Raw genomic sequence first — 16,378 nt, forward strand, 5'->3', positions numbered from 1 at the left:
TATTAACAAAGAAAAAAAGAAGCAAAAAAAGAAATTTTCATCATCATTACCATCCTTTCTTAAATAAGTGAAATTGTACTTTACAAACCTAAAGGGATAGCTTGGGATAGTTACACCTATTTTTGAGTATTAAAAATTATTTCGAATGCCGGGGACAATTTGAGATTATCCCTCATTTAAAAGCACTTCTCAACATTAGTCTAAATTACAAGGGTTAACCTAAATTAATCGTCTTTGGCGACAAACTTTTCATCTACCGGCATTACCTCACCACAGTTATCACAGGTTCGCAGTTTTCTATTTCCGTAGAAATATTTAAAATGCTTTAAAAAGTCCTTTTCAATATCATTTAAAGGAAAATAGACCTCGTATAATTTATGGTTACAATTATCACAATACCATAAAAGTCCATCTTCAATATCCAGCTGATTGCGTTTTCGCTCTACCACCAATCCCAGGGAATTTTCTTTTCTCACGGGGCAATGCGGCACCTTTGCAGGGTGCAAATACATATCGCCGGGTCCCAGGACAAAAGTTTTCTTTTCTCCCTGCTCCTGGATATGCACTTCAATCTCCCCTTCCAATTGATAAAAAAGCTCTTCGGTTTGATTATAATGGTAGTCCTTGCGAGCGTTGGGACCGGCTACCACCATTACAATATAATCTTCAGATTCTTTGTAAAGGTTGCGATTTCCAACCGGCGGCTTAAGGCTTTCCCGGTTTTGTTCAATCCACTTATTTAAGTTAAAAGGTTTATTTACAGCCATATTTTTTTTAATTTATTTGTTTAAAATTACAGTTTAATCTGGGTTATTCATCAAAACTATTGAAAGATCTAAAGCGATTGAGTGCAACTAACATTTTTGATACTGAAACATAAGTTATCCTATCCCAATTGCTATCGGGAGGGAGTTACTCGCTCGAAACACTTTTCATGCATGTCCTGGATTATGCGGGTTAAAGCTAACAAAATATTATGTTGTGATAATATTTTTTTGGGCGCCTAAACCGGGCTATCCGCTACAAGTCCTCGTCGCCTTTGGCTCCTGTGGGCTTTTCGCTGCTATCCCTGGCGCAACATATAGTTATAAAAATGCTTATCTTTTCCGCATCATTAGCATTGAAAGAATAATTTTATGAAAAAATTACTACTACTCTGTTCTATTTCTATTTTAATGGCCTGTAATAATAGGCCAGAACATCGGGATAACACCATTGAATCTAAACAAGGTAAACAACAAGTCGATTCCGTAGAAAATTTTGGCATTGTAATTCACGGGGGCGCCGGTACTATTTTAAAAGAAAACCTGAGCGATTCTTTAGAAAAAGCTTACAAAACGAAACTGGAAGAAGCCATAAGAACAGGGCATGAAATTCTCGCTAATGGCGGTACAGCGATAGAAGCAGTACAACGCAGTATAAACATTATGGAAAACTCGCCACTTTTTAACGCGGGAAAAGGCGCGGTATTCACCAATGCCGAAACCAATGAGCTAGACGCTTCAATTATGGACGGAAAAACCTTAAACGCGGGAGCAGTCGCCGGTGTCACCACGGTAAAAAATCCTATAAACCTGGCCTGGGAAGTGATGGAAAATTCTGAACACGTGATGCTTTCTGGAAAAGGTGCCGAAGCTTTTGCCAAAGAACAGGATATAGAATTGGTGGCCCCAGCTTATTTTTATACCGATAAGCGTTTTAAATCTTTGCAGCGTTTAAAGAAAAGAAATTCAGAAAAAACTGAATTAGACCACGATGATAAAAAAACAGCTTTTACAGATCCTTTTATCAAAAATTCTAAGTTTGGTACTGTAGGCTGTGCGGCATTAGACAAAAACGGCAACCTGGCTGCAGGTACTTCTACCGGCGGAATGACCAATAAAAGATGGGGCCGCATTGGAGATGCTCCAATTATTGGGGCCGGGACTTATGCCAATAACAAAACCGCAGCGATCTCCAGCACCGGATGGGGTGAATTCTTTATTCGCGGAATGGCCGCATACGATATTTCTGCGATGATGGAATATAAAGGCTTATCATTAGCCGAAGCTGCCCGGGAAGTTATTCAGCATAAAATACCCGAACTGGGAGGTAACGGTGGAATTATCGCCATAGACCATAAGGGAAATGTAAGCATGGAGTTCAACACTGCCGGCATGTATCGCGCAACAATGAACAAAAGCGGAGATTTAAAGATAGGGATTTATGAAAGCGAGGAATAATATAACAGTTATTCCAGCCTACTTATTTTTGAAATTCCTTTAATTTAGCAAACTTTTTCGAGGTATAATGTAAACGATCTACGTATTTTACACATAGAAACTCCACAAACCATAAACCTCGCCCTTTGAAGCTAAAAATCGAAACCCATGGCACAAATGAAAAAAAAATTACTTTATACTTTTTCTGTTTTATTTCTTCTATCCGGTTATTTAAATGCACAAACCAGAAAAGAAATAAACGATACGATTGCCAAAATGCCGCTTTTTTCTATTCACAAAGACAATTATTTTATAAGCGGTATTCCCACCAATACAGAAGTTTCTAAGAAAACGGCCGATGCAAAATATCAAATTAGTTTTAAACAACTCCTTACCAGGAACACTTTACCTCTAGATTCTTATCTCTATCTCACTTATACTCAAAAAGCTTTTTGGAACATCTATGAGTTTTCAAGTCCGTTTCAGGAAATAAATTTTAATCCTGGGATTGGACTTGGGAAAGCCATTTACAAGGAAGATGATCAATTAGCGGGACTTGCAGCAATCGAACTAGAACATGAATCTAACGGCAGGGATAGTATATATTCCAGGAGTTGGAACAGGGTTACTTTTAGTTATCACACCTCAATTAGTCCCAAAACAGTACTTAGTGTAAAGGCCTGGGTTCCCTTTAAGTATAAAGACGGAAATCCCGAGCTGCTAGAGTATGTAGGGCCGGGAGAAGTCAATCTTTCCCACGAATTCAAACCAGATAAACTTGTTTTTAATTTAATGATTAGAAAAGGTTTAAACTGGGAATGGAAAGGCGCCATTAGAAGTCGCTTATATTACAGGCCTTTTGAAGCTTCCAGCTTATATTTAATGTTAGAATGGTATAGCGGGCATGCAGAAAGTCTTATTGACTATAGTGAATTTAAAAGTATTGTGCGCTTTGGTTTTGTGATAAGATCTAATGAACTCGGTATTTTAAGAGCCTTCGATTAAGCGCCATTATTATTGAAGTAGCGCAAATTATTCTTATTGGCGGCTAACCCACGCTAGAGAGTACTTTTCATGATTTTGAAGAATCATCTAGCTCAACTTTAACATTAATTTAAGTTTCGTTAGTTCGGTTAGTTCCGAACTGCGTGTATCTTTGCAGCGGATTTTTTATAAAATATAATTATGAATTGCTGCTCACCAGAAAAACGCAAACTTATTGAAGAAGTTGGGGTTCACTTTGAAAAGGTTCACCAAATCGCTCCTTTAGCGGCACGCATTTATGCGATCATGATTCTCTCTCCCAATGATGGGAACACTTTTGAGGAAATAATGTCAATTACAGAAGCAAGTAAAAGCTCTGTATCTACACAACTCAACCTACTTATTCAGCTTAAAAAAGTAGAGTATTTCACCAAATCTGGGGATCGTAAACGCTATTTTAAAGCGAGTAGAATGTACTTAAAGAACACCCTTATGGAATATCAGGATGCTATTTCAGAAGAAATCAAACTTATTGAAAAGATCACACGGTTTAACTCCATTTACAATCAAGAGAAGTTTAAAAGAACCGGTGAGGTAACCATGCTTTTTAAAGATTATTTGATTAAACAAGAAGAAAATCTTCAGGAAACAATTGGCAAAATGTCTAAAATCCAAAATAATTAAACAGTTAGAAACAATCAATGCTTATTAAAATGAGAAATATAATTAAACACATAGCTGTTCTAACGGCTACCCTTACATTAATCTCCTGTGGGGACGATCAAAATGCGCAACAGGCAGGGCAACAACGCACTATGCCATTTCCGGTATTTGAAGTACCTACACAAACCGTAACAGGTTACAGCAGTTACCCCACCAGTATTGAAGGAGTTATAAGCAGTGAAGTGAGGGCTAAAGTTTCCGGCTATATCACCGATGTTTTAGTTGACGAAGGAGAAAAAGTAAAAAAAGGACAAATCCTGTTTAAACTGGAGACCGAATCTTTAAATCAAGAAGCAGACGCTGCTAAAGCCAACGTAAATGCGGCCCAGGTTGAAGTAGATAAATTGAAGCCCTTAGTAGAAAAAGATATAATTAGCGAAGTACAATTAGAAACTGCAAAAGCTAAATTACAACAGGCGAAAAGTAATTATAACAGTATTTCTGCAAATATTGGCTATGCTAATATTAAAAGCCCCGTAAATGGTTATGTAGGCTCGATTAGGTTTAGAAGAGGTGTGTTGATAAGCCCCTCAGACCCTCAACCACTTACCACCGTGGCAGATATTAGCGAGGTTTATGCTTATTTCTCTTTAAATGAAGATGAGTATCTCGATTTTATTAATACTGCTGAAGGAAAAACGCGGGAAGAAAAAATTAAAAACATGCCTCCTGTAAAATTAGTGATGGCCAATGGAAAAACCTATGCTGAAGAAGGCAAAATAGAGGCGATAAATTCCCAGGTAAACAAGAGTACAGGTTCTGTTTCCTTTAGAGCCATATTCCCTAATCCGAACAGAATTTTAACAAACGGTAACAGTGGGGAAATTAAAATTCCACAAACCTTTGAAGATGCAGTGGTCGTACCACAGCGTTCAACCTATGAGCAACAGGGACAAACTTATGTGTATAAAGTAGTAGAAACCGACTCGAATACCGTAGCGAATTCTACCCAAATAAAAATCACGACTCCTGTTAAGAATCTCTATGTCATCGAATCTGGTATTGAGAAAGGTGACAAAGTAATCGCGAAAGGGATTGGGAAATTGAAAAACGGCACCCCTATTAAGCCACAGGAAGTTCCTTTTGATAGTATTGCTAAACCGATGGAACAAGTATTTAGATAATAGTTGAAGAAAGAAAGAAGTTATGTTAAAAACATTTATTGATAGGCCTGTACTCTCTACAGTAATTTCCATTATCATTGTGATATTGGGTGTGCTGGGACTTACAACGCTACCCGTTACGCAATACCCCGATATTGCCCCACCTACTATACAGGTTTCTGCTTCTTATCCGGGAGCAAACGCACAAACGGTACTGGAAAGTGTTATTGTACCAATTGAAGAGCAAATTAACGGGGTAGAAGGTATGACCTACCTTACCTCTACTGCAACCAACAACGGTACGGCATCAATCACTGTATTTTTTGATCAGGATATAGATCCAGATATTGCAGCTGTAAACGTACAAAACAGGGTGGCCCGGGCTAATCCCTTATTACCCCAGGAAGTAAAACAAACCGGGGTGCTTACACAAAAGCAGCAAACCAGTGCTTTAATGTTTATGTCGTTTTACAGTACCAATAAAGATTATGACGACACCTATATTCAGAACTATTTAAATATTAATGTTGTTCCAGAATTTCAAAGGGTAAACGGGGTTGGTAAAGTGAATATATTTGGTAGTAAAAAATACGCTATGCGTATTTGGTTACAACCAGAGAAACTCGCTGCATATGGCCTGGAACCTGCCGATGTAGGTGCTGCCCTACGGGAGCAAAGCCAGGAAGCAGCTGCCGGATCTTTAGGACAAAATGATGGGAATGCCTTTTCTTACGTAATCACCTATCCCGGGCGTTTGAGTAATGAAAGTCAATACGAAAATATAATTCTGAAAGCTCTAGGAAACGGTGAATTCCTTAGACTGAAAGATGTCGCTAAAATAGAATTGGGAGCAGAGTCTTATGCCTCAGGCTCAACTACTAAAGGTTATCCATCGGTTTCTATGGCAGTTTATCAAACCAAGGGATCTGATGCACAGGAAATTATTAAGAATATTAAGTCGCGTCTTGATGAGATAAAGAGCGATCTACCCGAGGGGGTTGAAGTATTTATTCCTTATGATACCAATGAATTTCTAAACGCTTCTATTAGTAAGGTAACCCATACACTTATTGAAGCCTTTATTCTGGTGTTTATTGTGGTATATATATTCCTTCAGGATTTTAGATCTACGTTAATCCCTGCGATAGCGGTACCGGTTTCAATTATTGGTACATTCTTTTTCCTTAACCTCTTTGGTTATTCCATTAACCTGCTAACGCTATTTGCCATGATTCTGGCCATTGGTATTGTGGTAGATGATGCTATTGTAGTTGTGGAGGCAGTACACGCCAAATTGGATGAAGGTAGTAAAGATGCCAGGAAAGCTTCCCTAACAGCGATGCACGAAATAGCCGGTGCTATTATTTCTATTACCCTGGTTATGGCAGCGGTGTTTGTACCGGTTACTTTTATTACCGGGCCAACAGGAGTATTTTACGAGCAATTTGGAGTTACTTTAATTGTAGCTATTATTATTTCGGCCGTAAATGCATTAACGCTTAGTCCTGCTTTATGTGCTTTATTCCTTAAACCTCACGAAGAAAGGGATGATAAAGGCAAGAAGAAAAATATAATGCAGCGTTTTCATGCCGGCTTTAACCGTGGGTTTAACGCCACTGTAGATCGCTACGGAAGATCTTTAGGTTTCTTACATAAACATTGGTGGATCACCGCCGTAGTCCTTGTTGGTGCAATTGGTGGTTTCTTATGGATATCTAACACCGTCCCTACTGGTTTTGTACCTAGTGAAGACCGTGGGTTGATCTTTGTTAACACCGAGTTACCAGCCGGTTCTTCTATAGACCGTACCAATGAGGTAAACCAGGAATTATACAATAAAGTAAAAGACCTCCCCGGTGTTAATGGTGTTTCTGTGATTAATGGATTTAGTTTACTTAATGGACAGGGAAGTAACTATGGTTTAGGGTTTATTAAACTTAATGATTGGGACGATCGTGATGAGGACCAGTCTGTAGAGGAAATTACCAAAAAATTATTTGGTATTGCCGCTACCATTCCAGATGCCAACATTATTTTCTTCTCCCCCCCTAGTATTCCCGGTTTTGGTTCTTCTTCAGGATTTGAAGTAAACCTTTTAGACCGTTCGGGAGGTGAGTTTACCGAATTAGATAAGGTAAACCAGGAATTTATTGGCAAGTTATCACAGCGTCCAGAAATTCAATATGCGCAATCCTCCTTCAACACGAGTTACCCGCAATATGAGATGGACATTAATGTGCCCCAGGCAAAAGAATCTGGTGTAAGCATTAATAGTATATTCGCAACTATTCAGGGATATGTTGGTGGGATTTATGCCGCAGATTTTGCCCGCTTTGGTAAACAGTTTAGGGTTTATATACAAGCGCTACCCGAAGCAAGATCAGAAAAATCTGATCTTAACGCCTTGCTGGTACGCACTAAAAGTGGCGAAATGGCGCCCATCACCCAGTTTGTGAAGTTAAAACGCGTTTATGGGCCACAGTCGGTAACCAGGTTTAACCTCTTCAACTCTACCTCTTTAACCGGGGCAGTAAATCCAGGTTATAGTACCGGTGATGCCATTGCGGCAGTTGAGGAAGTTGCTAAGACTCTGCCCCAGGATTTTACAACCGCTTACTCTGGTCTAACCCGGGAAGAGGTAAATGCAGGAAACCAAACTACAATGATCTTTATTTTGGTAATTGTGTTTGTTTACTTCCTATTGGCGGCACAATATGAAAGTTATTTACTACCATTATCAGTAATATTTTCTATTCCGCTTGGGGTTTTTGGTGCGTATCTAGTAACAATGTTGGTAGGATTACAGAACAACATCTATTTCCAAATTGCCTTGATCATGCTTATTGGGTTATTGGCGAAGAACGCGATTCTTATTGTAGAATTTGCCATACAGCGAAGACGACAGGGGGAATCTATTGTAGAAGCTGCCATAGATGGTGCAAAAGTGAGATTACGCCCTATTTTGATGACCTCTTTTGCCTTTATCTTCGGTTTAATGCCCTTGGTTTTAGCAAGCGGTGTTGGTGCCGCAGGTAACAGGTCTATTGGTACAGGTGCCGTTGGCGGATTGTTAATAGGTACTGTACTTGGGGTATTTGTGATCCCTATCTTATTTATCCTTTTCCAATGGTTACAGGAAAAAATAAGTGGAGCACCAGAACCTATAACAACAGAAAATGAATCGATCTCTGAAAATACGAATAGCAATGAGAAAGAATAGAGTATATAAATTTGTGCTGGCAGGAGTTTTACCGCTTTTATTGGTTTCCTGTTTTGCTGCCAAAGAATATGATAGGCCAGAAATAGAAGAACTTTCTGAAGATCTTTACAGAACAGACAAGCTTCCGCAAGATTCGCTAACTATAGCTACAATTTCATGGCGAGAGCTTTTTAGGGATCCTGTTTTGGCTCAACATATTGAAGAAGGTTTGCAAAATAACCTGGATATTAGAATTGCCATTCAGCAAATGCTTGCAGCAGAAGCTTACGTAAAGCAAGGGAAGGCTAGTTACTTCCCTACGCTTTCTGCCAATGCTTCGGCTACCCACCAGGAAATGTCAAACAATAGTCAGTTTGGAGATTTTCTAAGCGGTTCGCAAGATCAATTTGAACTCTCGGGAAATCTGTCCTGGGAAGCAGATATTTGGGGAAAAATAAGAAGTAATGACCGAGCTTTTACCGCGGCTTACTTACAAAGTGAAGCAGCCCATAAAGCTGTTAAGACGCAGTTAATTGCAAGCATTGCAAAAAATTACTACCAGCTACTAAGTTTAGATGAGCAGTTGCGCATCACCAAAGAAACCGTGGAAACCAGAAAACGCAGCCTGGAAACCACCGAAGCTTTAAAAGAGGCAGGAAATGTGAATGAAGTTGGGGTACAACAAACCAAAGCTCAGCTTCATACTGCAGAAGCTTTGTTGATTCAAATTAAGAATCAAATAAGGTTACTGGAAAATTCTTTCTCTATTTTATTAGGGCAAGGTCCGCAGCAAATTAGAAGGACAGATTTAGAGGATCAAAAGATCACTACTCCTTTAAACACAGGAGTACCCTCTCAATTGCTTAGAAACAGACCAGATGTGATTGCTGCAGAATTTAACCTAATCAATGCTTTTGAACTTACTAATGCGGCAAGGGCTAATTTTTATCCTTCTTTAAAATTGACCGCTACGGGTGGTTTTCAAAGTTTAGAATTAGATAAATTGCTTAATGCTAATTCTTTATTTGCTAATTTAGGAGCATCATTAATGGAACCTATTTTTAATAAAAGACAAATAAGGACCCAGTATGAAGTTTCCCAGGCCCAGCAGGAACAAGCTTTATTAAATTTTAAAAAAGCGATTTTACAGGCGGGGAAAGAAGTTTCAGATGCATTGTATAATTATGATGCCAGCACCGATAGAATGGAGGTTTTAAAAGACGAGTATGAAGCCTATAGTAAAGCTTCTGAATATTCTGAAGAATTACTAAATAATGGTTTCGCCAATTACCTGGAAGTTCTAAGAGCCAGAGAAAACGCACTAAACTCCCAGTTAAACCTCATCGACGCCGAGTATAATAAACTAAGTTCTATTGTGAATCTTTATAAAGCCCTTGGTGGCGGCTGGCAATAAATGAATTGAGTTGAATTTGTTTTGTTAATTGTTGAAGATAAGCAGTCCCAATAAATATATTTGAGACTGCTTATTTTATTTAATATTCTTATCTTATTAGTGTTCTCATCGAATAGTCATTGGAATACTACAATTTTAAACCTTAAGCTCTTATACCTATTTTATCATCTAACTCTCAGCAATAAAAGAACTGCGAATGAGAAACAACTACACTTTTAGAACCATAAGACTTGCTAACAAATACCCGCTTTTAACCAGCATTATAAAACAAGTGGTTTTCTGGATAATTGCATTCTCTTTACTGGTCATTATTATTCATTTAAATGCGCTATCCATCTTTAAAACAATAGACCGGGATTTTAATATAACTTTTAGCTCTTTAATTTCTTTTGTTTTATTTGCCGGTCTCTCTCTGGGCGTATCCCTGGGGATTATAGACGGGTTATTAGAAAAAAGATATTTCAAAAACAGGCCTTTGGGGATTAGTATCCTTATTGGGAGCTTATTATATTTTATAGTCCTTATTGGGATTGTCACGCTTACAAGAAAGGTATTTCTTGAACACGCCGGCTCGTTCTTCTTTGATGAAACCACCGCTCTTGTCTTAGATAAAAATTGGAAGTACTACTATTTTATCTTATTAATTTATACCTTTTTTATGACGCTGGTCATGAGCTTTATTAACCAGATGAGTAAAAAATTTGGTCCCGGTCTACTTCTTCCTTTCCTTTTTGGGAGGTTTAGGCAGCCCAGGGAAGAGGAACGTATTTTCATGTTTCTCGATTTAGAAGCTTCCACTAAACTTGCCGAGAATCTGGGACATATTAAATACAGTTCCCTTATTCAGGATTGTTTTTTGGACATCAATAAAAAGGTTAAAGATTATAATGCTGAAATTTATCAATATGTAGGCGATGAAATTGTTGTAAGCTGGCCACTAAATAGCTTTAGAAATCTCAATTGTATTGATTTCTTTTTTAGTGTACAAAAACAATTTCGGGAGCGCGAAGCGTTTTACCTGAGCAAATATAAAAGTTTGCCATTTTTTAAAGCGGGAGTCCATGCGGGCATGGTAACCGCTGTAGAAGTAGGAGATGTAAAACGGGATATTGCCTATCACGGGGATACTCTTAATGTAGCTGCCAGGTTGGAAAAACTCTGCGGAATCTATAAAAAACCCATTCTTATTTCTGAAGCAGTTAAAAATCTGCAAAAAGATAAATCTAAATATAACATTTCTTCCCTGGGCATTAAAACTCTTACCGGAAGAGAATCTAAAATCGAAATTTTTAGTATTCAAAAAGTATAAAATAACCATGCGGAATTTCTTTTTATTTATTTGCTCTTTTTTTTTATTGATGAGCTCGACGTATAGCCAGGACAGTATTTTAATAAAAGAAAATACCCTTTCTACCTGGGAGTTATTAAAATATGATGGAGTTAGCGCATTTAATGGTCTCACCACCACTTACACTCGTCCATTACAATGGAAGAAGGACGATTTTATTACTGCTGGAGCCATTGTCCTGGGTACCGGTGCATTGTATTTAATAGATGATGATGCCAAAAAATGGTTTGGTACCCAGGAGAAGAATGTGCCAGACGTTATAAAAGAATTCGGATGGTACTTCGGAAATCCACAAAATGTCTATGCTGCTCATGGAGCGCTATATCTATACGGTTTATTTACAAAAAATGAGAAAATAAGAAAAACAGGCGTGCTTTTACTGTCTGCGGTTTCTACCGCGGGACTTATACAAACCATCTCTAAAACTGCAACGGGACGTTCCAGACCGGGAAATAACGAAGGAAAAGGCAAGTTTAAACCCTTTAGCAAGGAAGGTGTTTACCATAGTTTCCCATCGGGACATACCATTTTATCGGTTACCACGGCTTATGCCATTGCTAAACAATTCGATAATCCCTTCGTAAAAGCAGGAATTTATGGTGTGGGTATGATTACCCCACTTTCCAGAATTTGGGCTGGTGCTCACTGGTTGTCAGACGTGGGTTTAAGTATCGCCATAAGCGTATTAGTGGTAGAAACAATAGACACCTATCTCAATGAAGAAAGGGATTATGGAAAAAAGCCTCAAAATAAAATTAGCTGGAAATTGAATGTAGGTCTTGGTCAGGTAGGAATTACGGGGTCTTTTTAAAATTCAGTTAGTAAACTATCTGAGTATGAACCCACAAAATATTCTAATAAAAATAATTTGGATTTCAAGACAAGCCCAGGAGCATTTAAATCTCAATTATTGAGTAAATTACAAGTACAATTGCTATTTTTAGGGTTGAAATAAAAATTTGAGGAAGTCAAATTCCTGGAAAGTATTCAAACTAACAGTAATGAAAAGTAACTTCAGCGAAATTATAAAAGATGAAAAACCGGTATTGATAGATTTCTATGCCGATTGGTGTGGTCCCTGCAAAAGCCTGGCTCCAATTTTAAAAGAAGTAAAAGCCACCCTGGGAGATGAGATTAAGATCGTAAAAATTGATGTAGATAAAAATCAAGAGCTGGCCGGTAAATACCAGGTGCGAGGCGTACCTACTATGATACTGTTTAGAAACGGCCAACAGCTTTGGCGCCAATCTGGTGTTTTACAAAAAGACCAAATCCTGGAAGTGATTAAGTCTCATTAAAACTATGGAAAATATCTTTCTGCAAATCCCGTGGTCTTTTACAAACCAAAGTCACACCTAGGCCATAACCTTTTGAAATTCGGGTGTTTTCTCCATAAGATTCTTAGCAAAAGAACAAAGCGGGATCACCTTTAATTTGTTTTCTTTTGCAAAATCTATGGTAGCTGCTAAAAGCTTTTTAGCTATACCACGCGCTCTAAAATTGGGGGCTACTTCAGTGTGATCTATAATAATCGTGTTTTGTCCTGCCCAGGTATAAATAATTTCACCAGCTTTTTCATTATTTCTAATTGCTTTAAAGCGACCTCTATTTTCTTCTTGTATTTGCTTAATTTCCATAACTAATTCTTTAAAAATGGTTATAGTTTAGCGCTACGTTTTAAATATTTTGGCTCCTCATTTAAAAACTTTCGTGTTAAACCTGTTTTGAGCCAGGAATTTTAATTCTAAGGGAGAGATTCATTCTACGTTGGAATGAGAGTTCATTCCCACTGTACCCGCTATATTAGATTACAGTCTTAAAATTCATTTATACTCAACTTATTTTAACTATTTCTTCCAGTACTTATATGGATTTTTGCTTAATTGAGAATTATAAAACCTGGTATCCCCGGTAACCTCTTCTCCCAACCAATTTGGTTTTTCAAAACTATCAGTTTTATTGTTAAGCTCAATTTCAGCAACAATTAAACCTTCATTTTCCCCGTAGAATTCGTCAATTTCAAAAGTGAAATTTCCCTTTTTCACCAGGTAACGATCTTTTACAATCATTCCCGGTTCACATAGCGCTAATAATTGTGTGGCTTCATTCGCGTCTATTTCTTTTTCCCATTCAAACCGACTTAAACCATCTGCGGTAGATTTTCCCTTTATAGTCAAAAAAGCTGTAGACCCGGTAATTCTCACCCTTACAGTACGTTCGGGATGTGTGTTTAAAAAGCCTTGTTTAATCGTATATTTTTGGTGGGAATCATCTTTAAATTCTGTTGAAACCACTCTATATTTTCGTTCAATTTCCTCCATAATTCGAATTGGCTATATTTTTTATTTCATCGGAAGGAATCCGTTTTAAACTCAATTCTGATGAATTAGTAATTTTCACCATAGCTTCGGCAATACTTTCGGCAGAAATCGATTTGTATTTCCGCAAAGTTCCCAGAAAAAAGGGATTGAGAAAATTAAGCATGATTTTACCTACTTTTTCACTAGACCGGTTTTCTTTTCTTTCCCCGGTTATAAGCGAAGGCTGCAAGATATAGGTGTTTTTAATTTCCTGCGCCAGCACTTCATCTTCCATCTTACCTTTGGTTCGATTGTAGAACATACGGCTTTTGGGATTAGCTCCTAGCGCAGATACCACTGAAAAAGTGTCTATGTTATTTTCTTTGCATAACTTAGCTGCCGCGATTGGAATCCCCCTGTCTATACTACTGTATTTCTTTTCGTCTGGCGTTTTACTTTTGGTCGTTCCTATACAGCAAAAGACTTCATCTGCCGTAAACTTATCTTTTTCTTCTTTCAATTTTAAAAGATCAACCAGGTGCTCTTCAATTTTAGGATGATTTATTTCTACAGATTTCCTGGAAAATAACTTAATCTTTTCATAACGATCGTCTTCCAGTAAATTATGAAGTAACAAGCCACCGGTGAGTCCGGTAGCTCCTAATATTATTGCTGTTTTTGGCATAATTGGTCTTTTGTTTTTTCTCTATTTAAGGTCTAATTCTGCAATCTTCTTACTTGTGCAAAGAACCTATTTAATAATTTTCTTTCTATTAAATTAAGTTAGTTAAATTATATGTTTTTATCTATAGCCCTAACGAAACTTTAAGAAAGGAAATGTCATATGCAAGTTTCGTTTGGAAAAAGATACTCCTCTGCCTACCGAATAAGTAAATCAATTCGTTTTTCTCTTTAGTTCGGTAAATGGAAGTTTACTAAATTTGCATTGTGAGCACCGAACTTCCCATTCGCAAAATCATCCATATTGATATGGATGCCTTTTATGCCTCGGTAGCGCAATTAGACGACCCTAGCTTACGCGATAAAGCGATTGCCGTTGGCGGGAATGAGCAGCGGGGCGTGGTAACTGCAGCAAGTTATGAAGCGCGTAAGTTTGGCGTAAAAAGCGCCATGAGTAGTGTTTTGGCAAAGCGCAACTGTCCGCATCTTATTTTTGTAAAACCAAATTTTGAGCGATATCGCGAAATTTCCAAACGTATAAGGGAAATTTTCTTAGAATATACCGAGCTTGTAGAACCGCTCTCTTTAGATGAAGCATATCTTGATGTAACCGAGAATAAAAAGGGAAATCCCAGTGCAAGTTTGCTTGCGCGCGAGATTAGGAAAGAGATCAAAGAAAAAACAGGCCTAAATGCTTCTGCCGGGATATCTATCAACAAATTTATTGCAAAGGTAGCCAGCGATATTAATAAACCCAACGGACAAAAAACGGTTGGTCCTGAGGAGGTTGAGGAGTTTCTAGAAGTTTTGGATATTAGGAAGTTTCACGGTGTAGGCAAAGTTACAGCCGAAAAGATGTATAAACTTGGAATTTTCACCGGAAAAGACCTAAAACAAAAATCCCGGGAATATTTAATCGAAAAATTTGGAAAAAACGGTACGCATTATTTTAACGTGGTTCGAGGTGTGCACCTAAGTGCCGTAAAACCCAACCGAATTAGAAAATCTGTTGGAGCTGAACGCACCTTTAATGAAAATATTTCTTCAGAAATATTTATGTTGGAACGTCTGGAAAACATTGCAGGAGAAATAGAAAAAAGGCTTGGCAAAAATAATATAGCCGGAAAAACAATTACCTTAAAAATAAAATACAGCGATTTTACGCAACAAACCCGCAGTAAAACCATTAACCATTATATCGCCAACAAAGATTTAATCCTTGAAATCGCCAAAGAACTGCTCTACCAGGAAAAAATGCGCAACTCTGTGCGACTTTTGGGAATTTCACTTTCTAATTTAAATACCGATAAGGCAAACAAAAAACCAATTGAAGAAAAAGAAATTGAAGTTCAGTTAAAATTTGAATTTTAGAATGTCGGTTATGTGTTTGGTGTTTGAATCAACAAAATAGCGTATCACCACATTAACCCATTATCTTATAATCGAAATTATCACAAAAATAGGTCAACATTTTAATTGGTGTTTATAATTCTATGTTCTATAAATAATACTAAGTTTCTTTAGTTTTATTTATCATATTTAAGATTATGATTTAAAGACACATTATACTAAAACCTAAAAAATAAAATATGTTAATTTTTTAACATCTATATTTTTGCAATATTCAAAAAAAAAATAGGTTTGCACTTAACAAATCTTTAACACCTACTGTAATGAGAAAAAATACTTCAGTATTACGAACTAAAAATTTCACAAATAAAGAATGGTAGCATGAAAAGTTTTTATTTTTGCAGCGTTTTTCTATTCTTATTTATTTCCTTTAATGGCTTAAATGCACAACAAAGTGTTGGCGATCAAAAAAAGTGGTATTCCACAGCTGAAATTGAAGGAATCATACCTTATGAAGCGAGATATGATTATGGAATAGAAAATCGAGGTAGATCTGTTGACCTTAACAAAGATCTAAGTTTAGGATTATTATATACTTTTAATTATATGGTATTCAATAAACTTAGCCTTGGTGTTGTGGGAGGCTTCCAGGCACATTTTAACCCTAATTTTAATATGCCTAAAATTGGTGGAACTATACGGTATTTTTTTGTTGACCAGAACAATGTATATGTTTATTTACACGATGCGGTAGATATTTCCCTCGATAAGTCTCAATTTGATTATGGTAATAATTTTAGGTTCGGCTTAGGTTTTCCTGTTCTAAAAAGAGAAGGTTTTAATATTAACACAAATCTTTTCTTTGAACAGAATTATTTAAGTTTAAATGGAAGTGATCCAATAATTATTGATGAAGATCCCGGTAATATTTTTTATAAATCCCTGGGACTAAGTTTGGGAATCAAATTTTAGATAGAATTATAGAAACAAAAAAAGCCACAAACTTGCTACTATTAGCGCGTTTATGGCTTTTTTTATTTAATTCTTGGGTTTTAAATTCCTTGCGGTCAATTCA

15 protein-coding genes are annotated in these 16,378 nt (G+C 37.1%); 11 read left to right on the forward strand and 4 right to left on the reverse strand.

The window, feature by feature from the left end; translation table 11 throughout:
* Positions 1-224: 224 nt before the first annotated feature.
* Positions 225-767, reverse strand: a complete 543-nt coding sequence (locus BUA71_RS11950; protein ID WP_072880068.1) for a 3-hydroxyanthranilate 3,4-dioxygenase — start codon at positions 765-767, stop codon at positions 225-227.
* Between the two features lie 369 nt (positions 768-1,136).
* Here BUA71_RS11950 and BUA71_RS11955 point away from each other — a divergent pair, with 369 nt between their 5' ends.
* The 9 genes from BUA71_RS11955 to trxA all read left to right on the forward strand — a co-directional run bounded on the left by BUA71_RS11955 (position 1,137) and on the right by trxA (position 12,270).
* On the forward strand, positions 1,137-2,222 hold the full coding sequence (locus BUA71_RS11955) for an isoaspartyl peptidase/L-asparaginase family protein (protein WP_072880070.1): 1,086 nt from the start codon (positions 1,137-1,139) through the stop codon (positions 2,220-2,222).
* A 156-nt stretch (positions 2,223-2,378) separates the two neighbouring features.
* On the forward strand, positions 2,379-3,206 hold the full coding sequence (locus BUA71_RS11960; protein ID WP_072880251.1) for a phospholipase A: 828 nt from the start codon (positions 2,379-2,381) through the stop codon (positions 3,204-3,206).
* A 180-nt stretch (positions 3,207-3,386) separates the two neighbouring features.
* Positions 3,387-3,869 carry a GbsR/MarR family transcriptional regulator gene (locus BUA71_RS11965; RefSeq protein ID WP_072880072.1) on the forward strand — a complete coding sequence of 161 codons (483 nt, stop codon included), beginning with the start codon at positions 3,387-3,389 and terminating at the stop codon, positions 3,867-3,869.
* A 29-nt stretch (positions 3,870-3,898) separates the two neighbouring features.
* The gene (locus tag BUA71_RS11970; RefSeq protein ID WP_072880253.1) at positions 3,899-5,032 is read left to right on the forward strand and encodes an efflux RND transporter periplasmic adaptor subunit; all 1,134 of its coding nucleotides are present in this window, start codon (positions 3,899-3,901) and stop codon (positions 5,030-5,032) included.
* Between the two features lie 22 nt (positions 5,033-5,054).
* Entirely contained in the window at positions 5,055-8,231 is a 3,177-nt protein-coding gene (locus tag BUA71_RS11975) for an efflux RND transporter permease subunit (protein WP_072880074.1), read from the forward strand.
* Positions 8,218-9,624: an efflux transporter outer membrane subunit gene (locus BUA71_RS11980; protein ID WP_072880076.1), complete on the forward strand. Its 1,407-nt coding sequence runs from the start codon at positions 8,218-8,220 to the stop codon at positions 9,622-9,624. Before BUA71_RS11975 ends, BUA71_RS11980 begins: the two co-directional genes overlap by 14 nt.
* 196 nt (positions 9,625-9,820) lie before the next feature.
* The gene (locus BUA71_RS11985) at positions 9,821-10,933 is read left to right on the forward strand and encodes an adenylate/guanylate cyclase domain-containing protein (RefSeq protein ID WP_072880078.1); all 1,113 of its coding nucleotides are present in this window, start codon (positions 9,821-9,823) and stop codon (positions 10,931-10,933) included.
* A gap of 49 nt (positions 10,934-10,982) precedes the next feature.
* The gene (locus tag BUA71_RS11990; RefSeq protein WP_245812583.1) at positions 10,983-11,783 is read left to right on the forward strand and encodes a phosphatase PAP2 family protein; all 801 of its coding nucleotides are present in this window, start codon (positions 10,983-10,985) and stop codon (positions 11,781-11,783) included.
* A gap of 190 nt (positions 11,784-11,973) precedes the next feature.
* Complete coding sequence (gene trxA, locus BUA71_RS11995; protein ID WP_072880082.1) at positions 11,974-12,270, forward strand: thioredoxin; 297 nt, start codon at positions 11,974-11,976, stop codon at positions 12,268-12,270.
* Between the two features lie 57 nt (positions 12,271-12,327).
* Here trxA and BUA71_RS12000 read toward each other — a convergent pair whose 3' ends face one another.
* From BUA71_RS12000 to BUA71_RS12010, 3 genes are all read right to left on the reverse strand, one after another.
* Positions 12,328-12,609, reverse strand: coding sequence for a GNAT family N-acetyltransferase (locus BUA71_RS12000; protein ID WP_072880084.1), 282 nt, complete (start codon positions 12,607-12,609; stop codon positions 12,328-12,330).
* A gap of 210 nt (positions 12,610-12,819) precedes the next feature.
* Positions 12,820-13,293, reverse strand: coding sequence for a CYTH domain-containing protein (locus tag BUA71_RS12005; RefSeq protein WP_072880086.1), 474 nt, complete (start codon positions 13,291-13,293; stop codon positions 12,820-12,822).
* Positions 13,280-13,957 (reverse strand): NAD(P)H-binding protein, encoded by a 678-nt coding sequence (locus tag BUA71_RS12010; RefSeq protein WP_072880088.1) that lies wholly within the window; start codon positions 13,955-13,957, stop codon positions 13,280-13,282. The genes BUA71_RS12005 and BUA71_RS12010 overlap by 14 nt, the downstream gene beginning before the upstream one ends.
* A 263-nt stretch (positions 13,958-14,220) precedes the next feature.
* Between BUA71_RS12010 and dinB the strand changes: the two genes are divergently transcribed.
* Positions 14,221-15,324 (forward strand): DNA polymerase IV, encoded by a 1,104-nt coding sequence (gene dinB / locus BUA71_RS12015; protein ID WP_072880090.1) that lies wholly within the window; start codon positions 14,221-14,223, stop codon positions 15,322-15,324.
* Positions 15,325-15,684: 360 nt separating this feature from the next.
* Positions 15,685-16,275 carry a hypothetical protein gene (locus BUA71_RS12020; RefSeq protein WP_072880092.1) on the forward strand — a complete coding sequence of 197 codons (591 nt, stop codon included), beginning with the start codon at positions 15,685-15,687 and terminating at the stop codon, positions 16,273-16,275.
* Positions 16,276-16,378: the final 103 nt, after the last annotated feature.

The sequence above is a fragment of the Salegentibacter echinorum genome, assembly GCF_900129445.1.
GTDB classification, from domain to species: domain Bacteria; phylum Bacteroidota; class Bacteroidia; order Flavobacteriales; family Flavobacteriaceae; genus Salegentibacter; species Salegentibacter echinorum.